This window comes from Martelella endophytica (assembly GCF_000960975.1).
In the GTDB taxonomy this organism is placed as follows: Bacteria; Pseudomonadota; Alphaproteobacteria; order Rhizobiales; family Rhizobiaceae; genus Martelella; species Martelella endophytica.
The window spans coordinates 1802885-1818588 of the sequence record NZ_CP010803.1 but is presented as its reverse complement, the minus strand read 5'-3'; the positions used below and the strand labels follow the sequence as shown (position 1 = coordinate 1818588).

At 62.9% G+C, this 15704-nt stretch carries 12 protein-coding genes; 10 read left to right on the top strand and 2 right to left on the bottom strand.

The window, feature by feature from the left end:
• The first annotated feature begins 76 nt into the window (after nucleotides 1-76).
• The 4 genes from TM49_RS08280 (at nucleotide 77) to TM49_RS08265 (ending at nucleotide 3630) form a co-directional block, all read left to right on the top strand.
• Nucleotides 77-400, top strand: coding sequence for an ArsR/SmtB family transcription factor (locus TM49_RS08280; RefSeq protein WP_144409509.1), 324 nt, complete (start codon nucleotides 77-79; stop codon nucleotides 398-400).
• A gap of 107 nt (nucleotides 401-507) precedes the next feature.
• Nucleotides 508-1836, top strand: coding sequence for an omega-aminotransferase AptA (gene aptA, locus TM49_RS08275; RefSeq protein WP_045680471.1), 1329 nt, complete (start codon nucleotides 508-510; stop codon nucleotides 1834-1836).
• A gap of 60 nt (nucleotides 1837-1896) precedes the next feature.
• The gene (locus tag TM49_RS08270; protein WP_045680470.1) at nucleotides 1897-2769 is read left to right on the top strand and encodes an aldose 1-epimerase family protein; all 873 of its coding nucleotides are present in this window, start codon (nucleotides 1897-1899) and stop codon (nucleotides 2767-2769) included.
• 204 nt (nucleotides 2770-2973) lie between these two features.
• The gene (locus TM49_RS08265; RefSeq protein ID WP_045680468.1) at nucleotides 2974-3630 is read left to right on the top strand and encodes an aquaporin; all 657 of its coding nucleotides are present in this window, start codon (nucleotides 2974-2976) and stop codon (nucleotides 3628-3630) included.
• 45 nt (nucleotides 3631-3675) lie between these two features.
• Here TM49_RS08265 and bglA read toward each other — a convergent pair whose 3' ends face one another.
• Nucleotides 3676-5319 (bottom strand): beta-galactosidase BglA, encoded by a 1644-nt coding sequence (bglA, locus tag TM49_RS08260; RefSeq protein WP_045680465.1) that lies wholly within the window; start codon nucleotides 5317-5319, stop codon nucleotides 3676-3678.
• A gap of 207 nt (nucleotides 5320-5526) precedes the next feature.
• Between bglA and TM49_RS08255 the strand changes: the two genes are divergently transcribed.
• Complete coding sequence (locus TM49_RS08255) at nucleotides 5527-6564, top strand: glycosyltransferase family 4 protein (RefSeq protein ID WP_045680464.1); 1038 nt, start codon at nucleotides 5527-5529, stop codon at nucleotides 6562-6564.
• Between the two features lie 168 nt (nucleotides 6565-6732).
• On the top strand, nucleotides 6733-7716 hold the full coding sequence (gene mbfA / locus TM49_RS08250) for an iron exporter MbfA (protein ID WP_045680461.1): 984 nt from the start codon (nucleotides 6733-6735) through the stop codon (nucleotides 7714-7716).
• A gap of 5 nt (nucleotides 7717-7721) precedes the next feature.
• Here the strand turns inward: mbfA and rocF are convergent, their stop codons facing one another.
• Nucleotides 7722-8645: an arginase gene (gene rocF, locus TM49_RS08245; protein WP_045680459.1), complete on the bottom strand. Its 924-nt coding sequence runs from the start codon at nucleotides 8643-8645 to the stop codon at nucleotides 7722-7724.
• Between the two features lie 216 nt (nucleotides 8646-8861).
• Between rocF and TM49_RS08240 the strand changes: the two genes are divergently transcribed.
• From TM49_RS08240 to TM49_RS08225, 4 genes are all read left to right on the top strand, one after another.
• Complete coding sequence (locus TM49_RS08240; RefSeq protein ID WP_244464822.1) at nucleotides 8862-11864, top strand: transporter substrate-binding domain-containing protein; 3003 nt, start codon at nucleotides 8862-8864, stop codon at nucleotides 11862-11864.
• Between the two features lie 272 nt (nucleotides 11865-12136).
• Complete coding sequence (locus TM49_RS08235) at nucleotides 12137-13672, top strand: sugar ABC transporter ATP-binding protein (RefSeq protein ID WP_045680452.1); 1536 nt, start codon at nucleotides 12137-12139, stop codon at nucleotides 13670-13672.
• The gene (locus TM49_RS08230; RefSeq protein WP_045680450.1) at nucleotides 13669-14670 is read left to right on the top strand and encodes an ABC transporter permease; all 1002 of its coding nucleotides are present in this window, start codon (nucleotides 13669-13671) and stop codon (nucleotides 14668-14670) included. Before TM49_RS08235 ends, TM49_RS08230 begins: the two co-directional genes overlap by 4 nt.
• An 85-nt stretch (nucleotides 14671-14755) precedes the next feature.
• Complete coding sequence (locus TM49_RS08225; RefSeq protein WP_045680449.1) at nucleotides 14756-15700, top strand: substrate-binding domain-containing protein; 945 nt, start codon at nucleotides 14756-14758, stop codon at nucleotides 15698-15700.
• Nucleotides 15701-15704: the final 4 nt, after the last annotated feature.

Here is a 15704-nt window from a genome sequence, read left to right as displayed (position 1 = left end):
AAAATTTATTTTGAGTTAATTCTTATTTAGACCGCACGAATGATAACGGGCTAAGCCCCAAAGCAGGACGAAGATCGTGAGCGCAAAAATCCTGTCGGAAAAGACATCCACTGCTGCAACCTTGCTCTCGGCCATGGCCAATCCCAAACGGCTTGAGATCCTCTGTGTGTTAATCGAGAAAGAAATGCCGGTAGGCGCGCTCGCCAATCGCGTCGGCCTCAGCCAGTCGGCGCTCTCCCAGCATCTGTCGAAGCTGCGAGCGCAGAACCTTGTCGAGACCCGGCGCGAGGCCCAGACGATCTACTACAGCACCAAGGCCGAACCCGTCCGCAAACTACTGCAGACACTCGACGACATCTACAGCGACAAGAGCAACTGGCGCGACCGGCTCGCCGGCTGAGCGCGCCACGCTTGATGCTTGACGGCGCGTGATGCGCTGATAACGTGCTTCCAATCAGAAACGTGATCACGGCCCGGCAACGGGTCTCTTTCTTTTTGGAGCAGCAGATGTCCGATCGTCGCAACGTGGCGCCCAACGACCTTGAAGCGTTCTGGATGCCGTTCACGGCCAACCGTCAGTTCAAGAAGGCGCCTCGCCTTTTCGTCGGCGCGAAGGACATGCGCTACACCACGAATGATGGGCGCGAGGTGCTGGACGGCACGGCCGGGCTCTGGTGCGTCAATGCCGGCCACTGCCGCCCGAAGATCACCGAGGCGATCCGTGAACAGGCGGGTGAACTCGATTACGCCCCGGCCTTCCAGCTCGGTCATCCCAAGGCCTTCGAACTGGCCAACCGCCTCGTCGACCTCGCTCCGAAGGGCATGGGCCACGTCTTCTATACCAATTCCGGCTCTGAGTCCGTTGATACCGCGCTGAAGATGGCGCTCGCCTATCATCGCGTACGTGGCGAGGGCGGGCGTTTCCGCCTGATCGGCCGTGAGCGCGCGTATCACGGCATCAATTTCGGCGGCACCTCGGTCGGCGGCATCGTCACCAACCGCAAGATGTTCGGCACGCTTTTGACCGGTGTCGATCATATTCCGCACACCCACCTGCCGGACCAGAACGCCTTCACCAGGGGCGAGCCCGAGCACGGCCTGCACCTCGCCAACGAGCTGGAACGGGTCGTCGCCCTTCACGACCCCTCCACCGTTGCCGCCGTCATCGTCGAGCCGGTGGCCGGCTCCACCGGTGTCCTGATCCCGCCGAAAGGCTATCTGAAGCGCCTGCGCGAGATCTGCGACAAGCACGGCATCCTGCTCATCTTCGATGAAGTCATCACCGGCTTCGGCCGCCTCGGCACGCCCTTTGCCGCCGACTATTTCGGCGTTACGCCGGACATCATGACGACCGCGAAGGGGCTGACCAACGGCGTCATCCCGATGGGCGCCGTGCTGGTGAAGGACGAGATCCACGATGCCTTCATGAACGGCCCGGAACACATGATCGAATTCATGCACGGCTACACCTATTCCGGAAACCCGATCGCCTCGGCCGCTGCCCTTGCCACGCTCGAGACCTATCAGGACGAGGGCCTCCTCACCCGTGCCGCCGAACTTTCCGACTACTGGGCGGAAGGCCTGCACAGCCTGAAGGATTGCCCGCATGTCATCGACATCCGCAATCTCGGCCTGATCGGCGCCATCGAACTGGAATCCTTGCCCGGAGAGCCGACCAAGCGCGCCTTCAACGCCTTCCTGAAGGCCTATGAGAGCGGCCTGCTGATCCGCACCACCGGCGACATCATCGCCCTCTCGCCGCCGCTGATCATCTCCAAGGCCGAGATCGACGAGCTGTTCGACAAGCTCCGCACGGTGCTGATGAACAATATCTGAGTGCGACCGGGCCGTCCCCCGTCGGCCCCATCGCCACCTATTGCAGAGGGAGCTGCCGCCATGACCGAAACCATCACCATCGCCAATGACGAACTCACCGTCTCGGTTTCTGCCGTCGGCGCGGAAACCCGGTCGTTGACGACTGCGGACGGTCGCGAATGGATGTGGAACGGCGATCCGGAATTCTGGACAGGCCGTGCGCCGATCCTGTTTCCGATTGTCGGCAAGGCACCTGATGACGAACTGACCATCGCCGGCAAAGCCTATCCGATGAAGCAGCACGGCTTTGCCCGGCGGGCGACGTTCACGCTTGCCGAAAAGACGCGCACGGCATGCCGGTTCGAGCTCAACGCCTCCGACGAGACACGCGCCGTCTATCCCTTCGATTTCCTGCTTTCCGTCACCCATGCGCTCGACGGGTCGAAGCTCACGGTTTCGGTCACTGTGGAAAACCAGGGCGGAACGCCGATGCCGTTCGGTTTCGGCTTCCACCCCGCTTTCCTGTGGCCGATGCCGGGCATGGATGCGGGCCATGTGCACCATGTCACGCTTGAAAACGGTGCCGAGCCCGCAATGATCCGCCTCCGCGATGGCCTGCTCGATCTGACGCCGCTCCCCTCGCCCTTCGAAGATGGCGTCCTGCCGCTGAAGCATTCGGATTTCGCGGCGGATGCCATGGTGTTTCCCGAAGGCGCCGGCGACCGGCTGACCTTCAGCGCCGAGGACGGCCCGGCGCTTCACTTCGCCTTCGAGAACCTGCCGAACCTGGCGCTCTGGACCAAGGTCGGCGCGCCCTATGTCTGCATCGAACCCTGGCACGGCATGGCCGCCGCCCATGGCAAAGGCCCGGCGCTGGAAGACCGGCCCTATACGCAGACGCTTGCGCCAGGCAAGAGCGCACGCTTCTCCTGGTCGGTCGAAGTCGACGGCTGACCGGCGCCGCGCCCACTGATTTCCAGTCGAGCGGACAACAACGCTACAATTTCCGTGTGCAAAGCGATGCCTTCTGCGCATTTCAATTGCATAAATTAGATCTCTACTGCATAGCTTGCAAAAAAGACCCGGGTCGCTCCGCATTGATCGTTCAATTGCCGGCGTGCCACTCGGAGAGGGCCGCCGTTTTTCGGGGACCTCAACATGAAAAAACTCGTAGCAGAATTCATCGGCACGGCCGTGCTCGTGCTCTTCGGCTGTGGCGCGGCCGTTCTGGGCGGCGCAGCCATCGGGCAGACCGGCATCGCCTTCGCCTTCGGGCTCGCCATCGTCGCCATGGCCTATGGCATCGGGCCCATTTCCGGCTGCCACGTCAATCCAGCGGTCAGCTTCGGCGTCTTCATCGCCGGCCGCATGCCGGCATCGGAGATGCTGCGCTACTGGCTGGCGCAATTTGCCGGGGCGCTGGTCGGCGCACTCATCCTCGCCATCATCGCCGGCTCGACCGCCAATCTCGGCCAGAACGGCTGGGGACCGGGCTATCTCGGCGAATATGCAATGCCGGCTGCACTCATCTTCGAGATCGTGTTCACCGCCATCTTCGTGATCGTCATCCTCGGCTCGACCGCGAGCGCGGCCCCCATCGGATTTGCCGGGCTTGCCATCGGCCTCACGCTCGTTGCGATCCACCTGGTTGGCATTCAGGTCACCGGCGTCTCGGTCAACCCGGCACGCAGTTTCGGCCCTGCCATCCTTGCCGGCGGCAAGGCGCTTTCACAGCTCTGGCTCTTCATCGTCGCGCCGCTCGCCGGCGGCGCGCTCGGTGCCTTGCTCTACCGCTTCAGGACGCTTGAAGCCTGATACCGGAAAACTCAGGGGCGCCGGCTCACCCGGCACCCCTTTGCGTCATATCCTGGCGCAGTAGCCGTCAAAGGCGCCGAGATCGACATGGGCGCCATTCAGGACGCCGGTCATGCCGGGCAGGTCGAGGGACTTCACATGCTCGACGGCGACCTGCAGCGGCACCGATTGCGGCTCCGCGGAAAAGTTGAAGACGAACAGCAGCGTCGTCTCGCCCTTCATGCGGGTGTAGATCAGCACATCCTCATTATCACTGTCATGGAAGACGATATCGCCATCCTGCAACGCGTCGTGCTCGCGGCGGAAGGCGAGCGTGGCGCGGTAGTGGTTGTAGACGCTTTCGGGCTTCATCGCCTCTTCGGAAACGGCAAGCGGCAGGTGCGCGGCCGGCACGGGAAGCCAGGGCTTTTCGGCCGTGGTGAAGCCCGCATGCGGCTCACCCTTGTTCCAAGGCATTGGCGTGCGGCAGCCGTCGCGGCCCTTGAAGGACGGCCAGAAACGGATGCCATAGGGATCGCGCAGCTCCTCGAAGGCGAGTTCGGCCTGCGGCAAGGCAAGCTCCTCGCCCTGATAGAGGCAGACGGAGCCGCGCAGCGTCGCAAGGATGGAAAGCGCCAGCCGCGCCACCGGCTCCCGCTCCGCCTCTGTCTTTGCGAAGCGCGAAACATGACGGTCGACATCGTGGTTGGAAAACGCCCAGCACACCCAGCCATCCTCGACCGTGGCGAAGAAATCCTCGACGCAATCGCGGATATGGGCCGGCGAGAAATTGGGACCGAGGAAGTCGAAGGTGTAGCACATATGCAGCTTGTCGCCGCCCGTGGTGTAATCCGCCACCGTCTTCAGCGACCGTGCCCCATCGCCCACCTCGCCGACGGAGGTGCGGGCCTCGTAACCATCAAGCAGCGCACGAAAACGCTGCAGGAACTTGACGTTTTCCGGCCGCGTCTTGTCATAGATATGCTGCTGGAATCCGTAAGGGTTGACGTCCGGCGCATCGAGACCGGCTGCATTGTCGTCGTGATCCATCGGCGGGTTGTCGCGCAGTTCGGCATCGCAGAAATAGTAGTTCACGGTATCGAGACGGAAGCCATCGACGCCGAGATCGAGCCAGAAACGCACGGTTTCCAGCAGGGCGTCCTGCACTTCCTGGCAGTGGAAGTTCAGGTCCGGCTGGCTCGCAAGGAAATTGTGCATGTAATACTGCTTGCGGGTGCCGTCCCACTCCCAGCCCGGCCCGCCGAAGATCGACATCCAGTTGTTCGGCGCCGTGCCATCCGGCTTGGCGTCGGCCCAGACGAACCAGTCGGCCTTGTCATTGTCCTTGCTCTGCCGGCTCTCCTTGAACCAGGGATGCTGATCGGAGGTATGGGAGAGAACCTGGTCGATGATGACCTTCAGCCCGAGCCGGTGGGCTTCCGCGACAAGCGCCTCGAAATCGGCGAGCGTGCCGAACATCGGATCGACATCGCAATAGTCGGAAACGTCGTAGCCCATGTCCGCCATTGGCGACTTGAAGAAGGGCGACAGCCAGATGGCGTCGACACCGAGATCGGCGACATAGCCGAGCCTCTTGGTGATGCCCGGAAGATCGCCGATGCCGTCTGCTGTGGTGTCCTGAAATGACCGCGGATAGATCTGGTAGATGACGCCGCCACGCCACCAGTTGTCATTCTTTTCTGCGGTCATGCGGAAATCCTTCTGAAGTGAGCTGGTATGAGACTATAATTGCGGAAGTTGTGCGTAATTGTGAAGACACCATGCCGCCGGCATGCGGCGCAAATGATTGTAATATCCCTGACACAGTAAGGAACTAGCAGGGCGAATGTTCCATCGGTCCGGACACCGTATCGCGGGCCGCGACGGCATGACAATGGACAATGCGAGGTGACGTGGATGCCTGACGACGGCGCACCGAAGCGGTTAACCCTTATTTCCGATGCCTGGCACCCCCAGGTCAACGGTGTCGTTCGCTCGATCGAGAACACCAATCATGAACTCGCCAAGCTCGGCGTGGAGGTGTCGATGGTGACGCCGGACCTGTTCCGCTCCATGCCCATGCCGACCTATCCTGAAATCCGGCTGGCGCTTGCGACCTATGGCCAGGTTGCCCGCAAGATCGAGGCGACGCGGCCCGAATATATCCACATCGCCACCGAAGGACCGCTCGGCTTCCGGGCCCGCAAATGGTGCCGCAAGCACGGCATGCGCTACACCACCAGCTACCACACGCGCTTTCCCGAATACGTCTCGGCGCGCCTGCCCGTTCCGATCGACCTGCTCTATGGCATCGTCCGCCGCTTTCACAATGCCGGCAATGGCTGCATGGTGGCGACCGACAGCCTTGCCCGCGAGCTCGAGGCGCGCGGCATCAAGAACCTGATGCGCTGGAGCCGCGGCATCGATGCGACACTGTTTCATCCGCGACCGCAAAGCGAACACCCCTTCGGCGGCCTGCCGCGCCCAATTTTCCTGACGGTTTCCCGCGTGGCGGTGGAGAAGAACCTGCCGGCGCTTCTGGCGCTCGACCTGCCCGGAAGCATCGTCGTCGTCGGCGACGGACCGGCGCGAGCGGAGCTTGAGGAAACATACCCCGGCGTTCATTTCGCCGGCATGCTGCAGGGCGAGGCGCTGGCCGAAGCCTATGCCGAGGCGGACGTGTTCGTCTTCACATCCAAGACCGACACCTTCGGCAACACCACGATCGAGGCACTGGCAAGCGGCGTTCCCGTCGCCGCCTTCCCCGTCACCGGCCCCGCCGATATCCTCGGCGGCCATGAGGATGCCGGCGCACTGGACGACGATCTCGGCAAGGCCTGCCTGAAGGCGCTTTCCTGCTCCCGCGAGGCAGCGCGCGCACTTGCCCTCACCTATACCTGGGAAGCCGCCGCCCGCCAGTTCTACGACAACATGCTTCAGGCCCACGACGCCTGACCGGCCAGACTTCGCCCGGCACTTACCGCCGGAACGGCCGCTGCCGCCAGCCTTTTGCTTCGGGCACTTTCGCTCCACTCAACGCTAATTGAGCCCGGGCCCATTGTGTTTTCCCGCCATCTGTTTTAGAACTATTCTAAATCAAGAAAGGCATCAGGATCCCTGATCATGGCATTCAACCTGTTTTCGCGTGCGCGGCGCGCCTTCACCTCACTTTCCGAGCAGGAAATCCTTGCGCTTGCGATCTCGTCGGAAGAAGACGATGCGCGGATCTACAAGGCCTATGCGGCCCGCCTTCGCCCGGACTACCCCGACAGCGCGAAGGTCTTCGATGACATGGCGCTGGTCGAGGACCGTCACCGGCAGGTACTGATCGACATGCACAAGCGCCGCTTCGGCGACGATATTCCGCTGATCCGCCGCGAGCACGTGCGCGGTTTTTACGACCGCAAGCCGGACTGGCTTTCCAAGACGCTTTCGCTGGACAAGATCCGCGCCGAAACCGTGAGCATGGAAGAACAGGCGAAGCGCTTCTACCGCGCCGCGATGAGCGAAGTGAGCGATGCCGATACCCGCAGGCTCCTCGGCGACCTCGCCATGGCCGAGGAAGGCCATGAGGAAACCGCGCTGATGCTCGGCGAGAAACACACGCCCGGTTCGGTTCGCGACGAAGAAGCGACGAAGGAGCGGCGCCAGTTCGTGCTGACCTGGGTGCAGCCCGGCCTTGCCGGCCTGATGGATGGCTCGGTGTCGACCCTCGCCCCGATCTTTGCCGCCGCCTTCGCTACGCAGGACACCAAGCAGACCTTCCTGATCGGCCTTTCCGCCGCCGTCGGCGCCGGCATCTCGATGGGCTTCACCGAAGCGGCCCATGACGATGGCAAACTCTCCGGCCGCGGCTCGCCGATCAAGCGTGGCATTGCCTCCGGCGTCATGACCGCGCTCGGCGGCCTCGGCCACGCCCTACCCTATCTCATCCCGCATTTCTGGACGGCCACCTCGGTCGCCATCGTCGTGGTGTTCTTCGAGCTCTGGGCCATCGCCTTCATCCAGAACAAATATATGGAAACGCCGTTCATGCGCGCCGCCTTCCAGGTCGTGCTCGGCGGCGGGCTGGTGCTGGCGGCGGGCATGCTGATCGGCAGCGGCTGATGGCGTCAGCCGTAGCTGCGGGTCGGGCGGTCCATCACCTGGCGCCCGAACAGGCTCGCGGTGAGTTCGGTCAGCAGGATCGCCGCCTTGCCGCGCTCGTCGAGAAACGGATTGAGCTCGACAAGATCGAGGCTGGTGACCAGACCACTGTCATGCAGCATCTCCATCACCAGATGCGCCTCGCGGAAGGTTGCCCCGCCCGGAACCGTGGTGCCGACGCCGGGCGCGATCGATGGATCGAGGAAATCGACGTCGAAGCTGACATGCAGCATGCCGTTCTCGGCCTCGACCCTTTCCAGAAAGGCCTTGATCAGCACGGCGATGCCATTCTCGTCGATCGCCCGCATGTCGTGGACGGTCACGCCCGCCTGCCTGAGCCCGGTCCGCTCGGCCGGGTCGACACTGCGGATGCCGACCATGCACACGTTTGCCGGATCGACCGGGGCGACGAGATCCGGATAGATGCCGGAAAAGCCCTCCTGGCCGGTGAAATAGGCTGCCGGCGTGCCATGGAGATTGCCGCTTTCGGTGCTTTCCAGCGTATGGAAATCGGGATGGGCATCGAGCCAGAGCACGAATAGCGGGCGTCCCTTGTCCTTGGCGTGTCCGGCCACACCCGCGACCGTGCCCGCCGCCATCACATGGTCGCCGCCCATGAAGATCGGCAGCGCGCCTGCCGAGAGCTCGTAGGCCTTCTCAACCAGCGCATCAAGCCAGGCCACAGTTTCCGGCAGCGCCTTGATGCTGGCGTTCGGGTGGCTGACCGGCCTTTGCGGCGCCGGCTTCAGGTCGCCGACATCGCGCACCGTGTGGCCAAGTGCGGCGATGGCTTCGGCAAGCCCCGCGGCCCTCAGCCCGTTCGGCCCCATGTCGCAGCCTCTGCGGCCGGTTCCGGATTGCACCGGTACGCCAAGCAACGTGCAATGCATGTCGTCGTCCTTTCTGTCTCGGTTGCCGTCAAGTTGGGTCAGAAACGGCGCCTGGGCAAGCCCCGGCTGAACGGTTGAGGCCCGGCGCCAGTAACCTAAATTTTGGGGTATTGTTGAAGAAGGCAGAGCGCTGCAGAGCAATTCTGTGGTATGGCATCAGGAAAACCGGCGTTACCGTCAGGGGGGAGACGTCGGAAGAAGCTGAAAGAAGAAGACTTGCAGCAATACCGGAAGGCGCTGGAGAACAAGGGGGAAAGTTGCTTCCAGATGCGTGGCGGGGCGCGGCCGTCCATGCTGTGGCGGCATTGTCTCGCCTGTGTATTTCTTTTCGCCTTCCTCGCCGTGAGCTTTTTCGCGAGCCTTTCGCCGGCACGCGCGGGCGACCTCGACCTTTCCGATGCCGAGCGCGCCTGGATTGCCGCGCATCCCGTCGCCAGCGTCGGCGTGGTCGCCGACAACGACCCCTATTCCTTCTACCGCAACGGCAACATTCTCGGCTGGACGGTCGATGTCATCGACCGCATCGGCACCATGACCGGCCTCGATTTCCGCCCGCGCATGGGCTCCTGGTCTGAGATCTACCGCCAGTTCCAGGATGGCGGGCTCGATGCGATTGCCGACATCTCGCTGACGCCGGGCCGCAGCCAGTTCATCACCTTCACCGAGCCCTACCACCTGCGGCGCACGGTGCTTTACGAGAACGTCGATCATCCGCTGGCCAAGCCCGTCACGATCGAGGAGATGAGGGGCAAGCGCATCGGCATCATCCGCGACATTTACTATGCCGATTCGCTTCGCAAGCTCGGCATCGAGCCGGTGGAATACGCGACCTATCGCGACCTGATGGCTGCCGTGGCGTTCGGCTGGGTCGATGCGGTGCTTGCCGCGGAGATGACCGGCAATTTCTTCGTCCGTGAGAACGGCTTCACCAACGTCGCCAATGTCGGCGTCGCGCCGCTGACGGCGGTGGCGCTTGAGGATTTCCGCCTCGGCGTACTGACCGAAGATGGCGATTCCGACAGAAAGATGCTCGCCGGCATTCTCGACAAGGCCGTCAACGCACTGTCGCAGGAAACGCTCGATGCGATCACCACCCGGTGGCTCAGCTATCGAACCGAACGCTCGATGAGCACCGGACCGCTCAGGCTGCTGCCGGAGGAGCAGGCCTTCATCGAGGAGGCGCCGCCGCTGAAGATCGGCTTCATGAGCGATTACGAACCGTTCAGCTATCTGGATAACGGTCAGGGCAAGGGCTTTGCCGAAGACATCACCCAGTATATCGCTTCAGCCACCGGGCTTGTCTTCGAACCGGTCTATGACAACTGGCCGAACCTGCTGCAGCGCTTCCGCGATGGCGAGCTCGACCTTGTCACCAACATTTCCTATACGCCGGAACGCGCGGAATACACGCTGTTCTCCAACCTTTATCACCGCATCCCGACCGCCGTCTTCATGCGCTCGGGCGCCGGCCCCTACCGGAACCTGACCGATCTTCAGGACCGCAGCATCGGCATTCCCCGCGACATCTACTATGCGGATACGGTCCGCAGCCGTTTCACCGACGTCCACGAATATGACAGCCAGGCGGCGCTGATGCAGGCGCTTGCCGATGGTGAAGTCGATGTGGCGCTGACCGCGCTTTCCAATGGCAACGCGATCATTCGCCAGCTCGGGCTCATCAATATCCAGATCGGCGGCGAGTTCCTGATGGACGGCGTCGAGCGCGAGGATCTGCGCTACGGCATCTCGCCGCGCTATCCCTACCTTCTCAGCATCATCGACCATGCGCTGGAATCGATCCCGCTGTCGCGGTGGGAAGAGATGGAGCGCCGCTGGCTCGGGCCGCCGATCGCCGGCATGGAACGGTCCCACGACCTGCTCGACCAGGACGAGCGCCGCTATCTTGCTAACAAGGGCCCGCTGCGGGTCTGTGTCGATCCCGAAGCGCCGCCCTATACCACGCTTGATCGTACCGGGTCCTTCGATGGCGCGGTCGCCGAGCTGCTCGACCTTCTCGCCGAGCACGGCGATTTCAGGCGGCAGATCGAAACCCATCCGCTCGACGACGACAAGGGCTCGGACGCCATGGGTTGCGATGTGCTGCCGTTCGTCGCCCGCGAGAACATGCAGAACAGTCGCTTCGATCTCGCCACCCCCTATCTCGATGTCGCCCTTGCGGTCGCAAGCCCGCTGCAGGCACCGTTTATCGACAGCATGCGCGACCTTGCCGGCCAGAAGGTGGGCGTCGTGCCCTCCCACGTGCCGCGGGAACTGCTCGCCAACCGCTATCCCGATGTCGAGCTGGTCGAAATCGACAGCGAGCGCCAGGGTCTGCGCGATGTCGCCGCCGGCAGGCTCGATGCCATCCTCGGCCCGCTGGACAGCATCGCCTACCTGATCGCCGGCATGGACATGAACGACGTCAAGATTTCAGGCCGCATTCCGGAGCGTATCGAAATCACCATCGCCACGACGCCGGACGAGCCGCAGCTCGGCCGGATATTCGACAAGCTGATCGTCAATCTCGATCCCGCAGCGGTCGAGAGCATCCTCGGCCGGCAGAAGCTTGCGCCGTTCAAGCGCACGGTGGATTACCGTCTGCTGTTTGCCATCCTCGCCGCCGGTATCGTGGTTCTGGTGCTGTTCCTCTACTGGGTGCGCAAGCTGAGATCGCTGAACCGGGCGCTGAACAACGCCAACAGCCTGCTGCACCAGGCCTCGATCACCGACACGCTGACCAGGCTCTACAATCGAGGCCATTTCATCGCCCACGCGGAAATGGCCTTCGAGGAATGCCGGCGAGCGGAGATCCGCTTCACGCTGGCGATGATCGATGTCGATCACTTCAAGCCGATCAACGACCGCAAGGGTCATATATTCGGCGACCAGTGCCTCGTTCACCTGGCGGCCATCCTGAGGGAGCACTTCCAGCGGCAGGGCGATCTCGTGGCCCGCTATGGCGGCGAGGAATTCATCGCCCAGACGACCGGCGGCGAACCCGAAGGCATCCATGCTTTTCTCGACGCACTGCGCATGAAGGTCAGCGCATCGCCCTCCACGGATGATCCGACCGTCGAAAGACTGACCATCAGCGTCGGCTTCCATTCGGCAATACCGAGGGACGAGGAGAGCCTCGAGGATTTCATTCGTGAGGCCGATGACCGGCTCTACGAGGCCAAGCGCAGCGGTCGCGATCGCGTCATCGGCAACGGCTGTTGAAGCGGAGAATCTGGTTTACGTACATCAGCTTTGACGTTAACCTGAGCGCGAGGGATGCTGGCGGTCGGCAACGACCAACATGCGACCCGCGGGCGTGGAGGAGCGCGCTCGTTTGAAAAGCCTTGCCGGACAAAAAGCGCGGGGCGATCATGGGAGGACAAGCGGAAGCCGCCATTCTCAGCACGCCGACATCTCGCGCCGCACAGCGGCAGCGTTGACAGGGTGACTGCAGAGCGAGCGGATTTCGCGCCGGCAATGCCGGCAGACCGGGGATGACGATGGGGGACGGGGAAGCGCAGTCGGTGATCATGCAGGCGGAAAGGTTGACCAAATCCTTCGGCCCGATCGAGGTGCTGCACGGTATCGACCTTACCGTGCGCGCTGGCGAAATCCACGCCGTCATCGGCGAAAACGGCGCCGGCAAGTCGACTCTCATGCGGCTTCTGGCGGGCAACCTGCAGCCGAGCGCCGGCACGCTGAGCATCGACGGCAAGCCGATCACCTTCGACAATCCGGTGCAGGCGGAAGCAGCGGGCATTGTGCTCGTCCACCAGGAAATCCTGCTCGCCCCCGATCTTACCGTCGCCCAGAACATCTTCCTCGGCCGCGAGCTTCGCCGTGGCCTTGCCGTCAACGATCGGGTGATGAACGCGGAGGCGCGCCGCGCCGTGAAGGAGCTCGGCGCCGATATTCATCCAGAGACACCCGTCTCGCGCCTCTCCATCGCCCAGCGACAGCTTGTCCAGATTGCACGCGTGCTGCTGACACCGCACCGCGTGGTGATCTTCGATGAGCCGACCGCCTCGCTGACACCGTTCGAGACCGAGGCGCTGCTCAAGGTCATCCGTGCGATCCGCGACCGCGGCGTTGCCGTCCTGTTCATCTCCCACCGCCTCAACGAGGTGAAGGCGATTGCCGACACCCTGACGGTGCTGCGCGACGGCCACCTTGTGGCAAGCCATGACGCAGCGGCGCTGGAGCCGGCCGACATGGCCAAGCTGATGGTCGGCCGCGATGTCTCGAAACTCTACCCCGACCGCCCCCGCAAGACCGCCGGATCACCCGTGCTCGAGGTCGAGAACTTTTCCGTTGCGGGCCATGCCACGCATTGCACCTTCTCCTTGAAGAAGGGCGAAATCCTCGGTTTCGCCGGCTTGATCGGCGCCGGCCGCACCGAGCTGATGGAGGGCATCCTCGGCCTCAGGCCCGGCAAGGGCAACCTCCGCCTCAACGGAATGAAGGTCAGCTTCAACGCGCCGATCGCCGCGCTCAAGGCCGGCATCGTCTATCTCTCCGAAGATCGCAAGGGCAAGGGCCTGCTGCTTTCCAAAGACCTCAGGACCAACCTCACGCTTTCCTCGCTCGACCGTTTCACCAGAAACCTGCAGATCGACCGCAAGGCCGAGGATATCGCCCTCGACGAGGCCATCCGCGAATTCGATATCCGCACCGGATCGAAGGAGCTCGCGGCCGGCGAACTCTCCGGCGGCAACCAGCAGAAGCTGTTGCTGGCGAAGATGATGCTGCTCGATCCGGACATCGTCATCATCGACGAGCCGACGCGCGGCATCGACATCGGCAACAAGGAACAGATCTACAAATTCATCGCCGCACTTTCCGACCGGGGCCATTCGATCATCGTCATCTCGTCGGAAATGCCGGAGCTGATCGGGCTTTGCGACCGCATCCTGGTGATGCGCTCGGGCGAAATTGCCGGCGAAGTGACGGGAGACCGCATGAACGAGAACGAGATCGTGGTACTGGCGACCGGGGTTTCCGGCGCCGCGCGAAAGGAAGCCATGGCATGAGCGACAGCGCGCAACAACAACCGAGAGCGACCCTGATGGCGCGCCTCGACCTCAGGATGCTCGCGCCGTTTCTGGCGCTGGCGCTGCTCTTGGTGCTCGGCACGTTTTCCAACCCGAATTTTCTTACCGTCACCAACCTGATGAACGTCGCCACCCGCTCGGCCTTCATCGCCATCATCGCCGTCGGCGCCACCTTCGTCATCTCGGCAGGCGGGCTCGACCTTTCGGTCGGTTCCATGGTCGCCTTCGTCGCCAGCCTGATGATCATGTTCATCAACACCGCCGTCATCTCGAACCCATACCTGCTGATTGCCGCAGCCATGGTCCTCGCCATCCTGATCGGCATCGCCTGCGGGCTGCTGAACGGCGTCATCACCACGGTCGGGCGGATCGAGCCGTTCATTGTGACGCTCGGCACCATGGGCATCTTTCGCGGCCTGACGACATGGCTGTCGCAGGGCGGCGCCATCACGCTGCGCGATTTCGAGGTCCAGTCCGCCTACCGGCCTGCCTATTTCGGCACGGTGCTCGGCATCCCCGTGCCCGTCATCGCCATCATCGTGACGGCCCTGATCGGCGCCTTCGTGCTTTATCGCACCCGCTTCGGCCGGCATGTGATCGCGGTTGGATCGAACGAGGAGGTGGCGCGCTATTCCGGCATTTCGGTACGCAATGTCCGCATCATGACCTATCTGATCCAGGGCCTCTGCGTTGCCGTCGCCGTGTTGTTCTACGTGCCGCGCCTCGGCTCGACCTCCGCGACGACCGGCATCTTGTGGGAGCTGCAGGCAATCACCGCCGTTGTCGTCGGCGGAACCGCGCTCAGGGGCGGCGTCGGGCGCATCTGGGGCACGATCTGCGGCGCCTTCATTCTGGAGATCGTCGGCAACATCATGCTGCTGTCGAACTTCATTTCCGAATATCTGATCGCCGCCATTCAGGGCACGATCATCATCATCGCCATGCTGGTGCAGCGCTCGCTGTTCCGCCGGCAATAAGGCCAACTGTTTGCGGGTCCATCGGACCGCCCGCAGCCCGGAACATTCCGGACTGAACCGGTCCGCCACTTTGGGAGGAGTGAACATGAAGAATATCGTATTGGGCGCAACGCTTCTGGCGGCAACATCGCTTGCCGGCATCACGCAAGCCCAGGCACTGACCGTCGGCGTCTCGATCCCGGCGGCCGACCACGGCTGGACGGCCGGCATCGTCTACCATGCCGAGCGGGTGGCCGAGGAGCTGATGAGCGAATATGACGATCTCAACGTCATCGTCAAAACCTCGCCGGATCCGGCAAGCCAGGCAAACGCCGTGCAGGACCTCGCCGTCCAGGGCATCGACGCTTTGGTGATCCTGCCGACCGACCCGGATCCGCTGGTCAACGCCATCATGCAGGTGAAAAGCCAGGGGGCCTTTGTCACACTGGTCGACCGTGCCCCGTCGAACAACGACAACGCCGTGCGTGATCTCTACGTGGCCGGCAACAACCCGGCGCTTGGCGCCGTCGCCGGCGAATACATCGCCGACACCACGCCGGAGGCGCAAGTCGTCGTCATTCGCGGCCTGCCGATCCCGATCGACCAGCAACGTCAGGACGGTTTTGACGGCGCGCTTGAAGGCTCCAACGTCAAGGTTCTCGAAAAGCAGTTCGGCAACTGGAACCGCGACGACGCCTTCCGCGTGATGCAGGACTATCTGACGAAATATCCGAAGATCGACGTTGTCTGGGCGCAGGACGACGATATGGTTGTCGGCGTGCTCCAGGCGATCGAGCAATCCGGCCGCGACGACATCCAGTATGTCATCGGTGGCGCCGGCTCGAAGGACATGATCAAGAAGGTCATGGACGGCGACGACATGATCCCCGTCGACGTGCTCTATCCGCCGGCGATGATCGGCACGGCCATGGAGCTGACGGTTGCGGGCCTGATGGATCAGGTTCCGGTTGCCGGCAGTTATATCCTCGACGCCACGCTGGTGACCGAGGATAATGCCGAGGACTACTACTTCCCGGATTCACCTTACTGAGTTC

Coding starts and splice junctions, on each gene's coding strand:
- aptA (WP_045680471.1), top strand. CDS start 508: ATGTCCGATCGTCGCAACGTGGCGCCCAACGACCTTGAAGCGTTCTGG.
- TM49_RS08270 (WP_045680470.1), top strand. CDS start 1,897: ATGACCGAAACCATCACCATCGCCAATGACGAACTCACCGTCTCGGTT.
- TM49_RS08265 (WP_045680468.1), top strand. CDS start 2,974: ATGAAAAAACTCGTAGCAGAATTCATCGGCACGGCCGTGCTCGTGCTC.
- bglA (WP_045680465.1), bottom strand. CDS start 5,319: ATGACCGCAGAAAAGAATGACAACTGGTGGCGTGGCGGCGTCATCTAC.
- TM49_RS08255 (WP_045680464.1), top strand. CDS start 5,527: ATGCCTGACGACGGCGCACCGAAGCGGTTAACCCTTATTTCCGATGCC.
- mbfA (WP_045680461.1), top strand. CDS start 6,733: ATGGCATTCAACCTGTTTTCGCGTGCGCGGCGCGCCTTCACCTCACTT.
- rocF (WP_045680459.1), bottom strand. CDS start 8,645: ATGCATTGCACGTTGCTTGGCGTACCGGTGCAATCCGGAACCGGCCGC.
- TM49_RS08235 (WP_045680452.1), top strand. CDS start 12,137: ATGACGATGGGGGACGGGGAAGCGCAGTCGGTGATCATGCAGGCGGAA.
- TM49_RS08230 (WP_045680450.1), top strand. CDS start 13,669: ATGAGCGACAGCGCGCAACAACAACCGAGAGCGACCCTGATGGCGCGC.
- TM49_RS08225 (WP_045680449.1), top strand. CDS start 14,756: ATGAAGAATATCGTATTGGGCGCAACGCTTCTGGCGGCAACATCGCTT.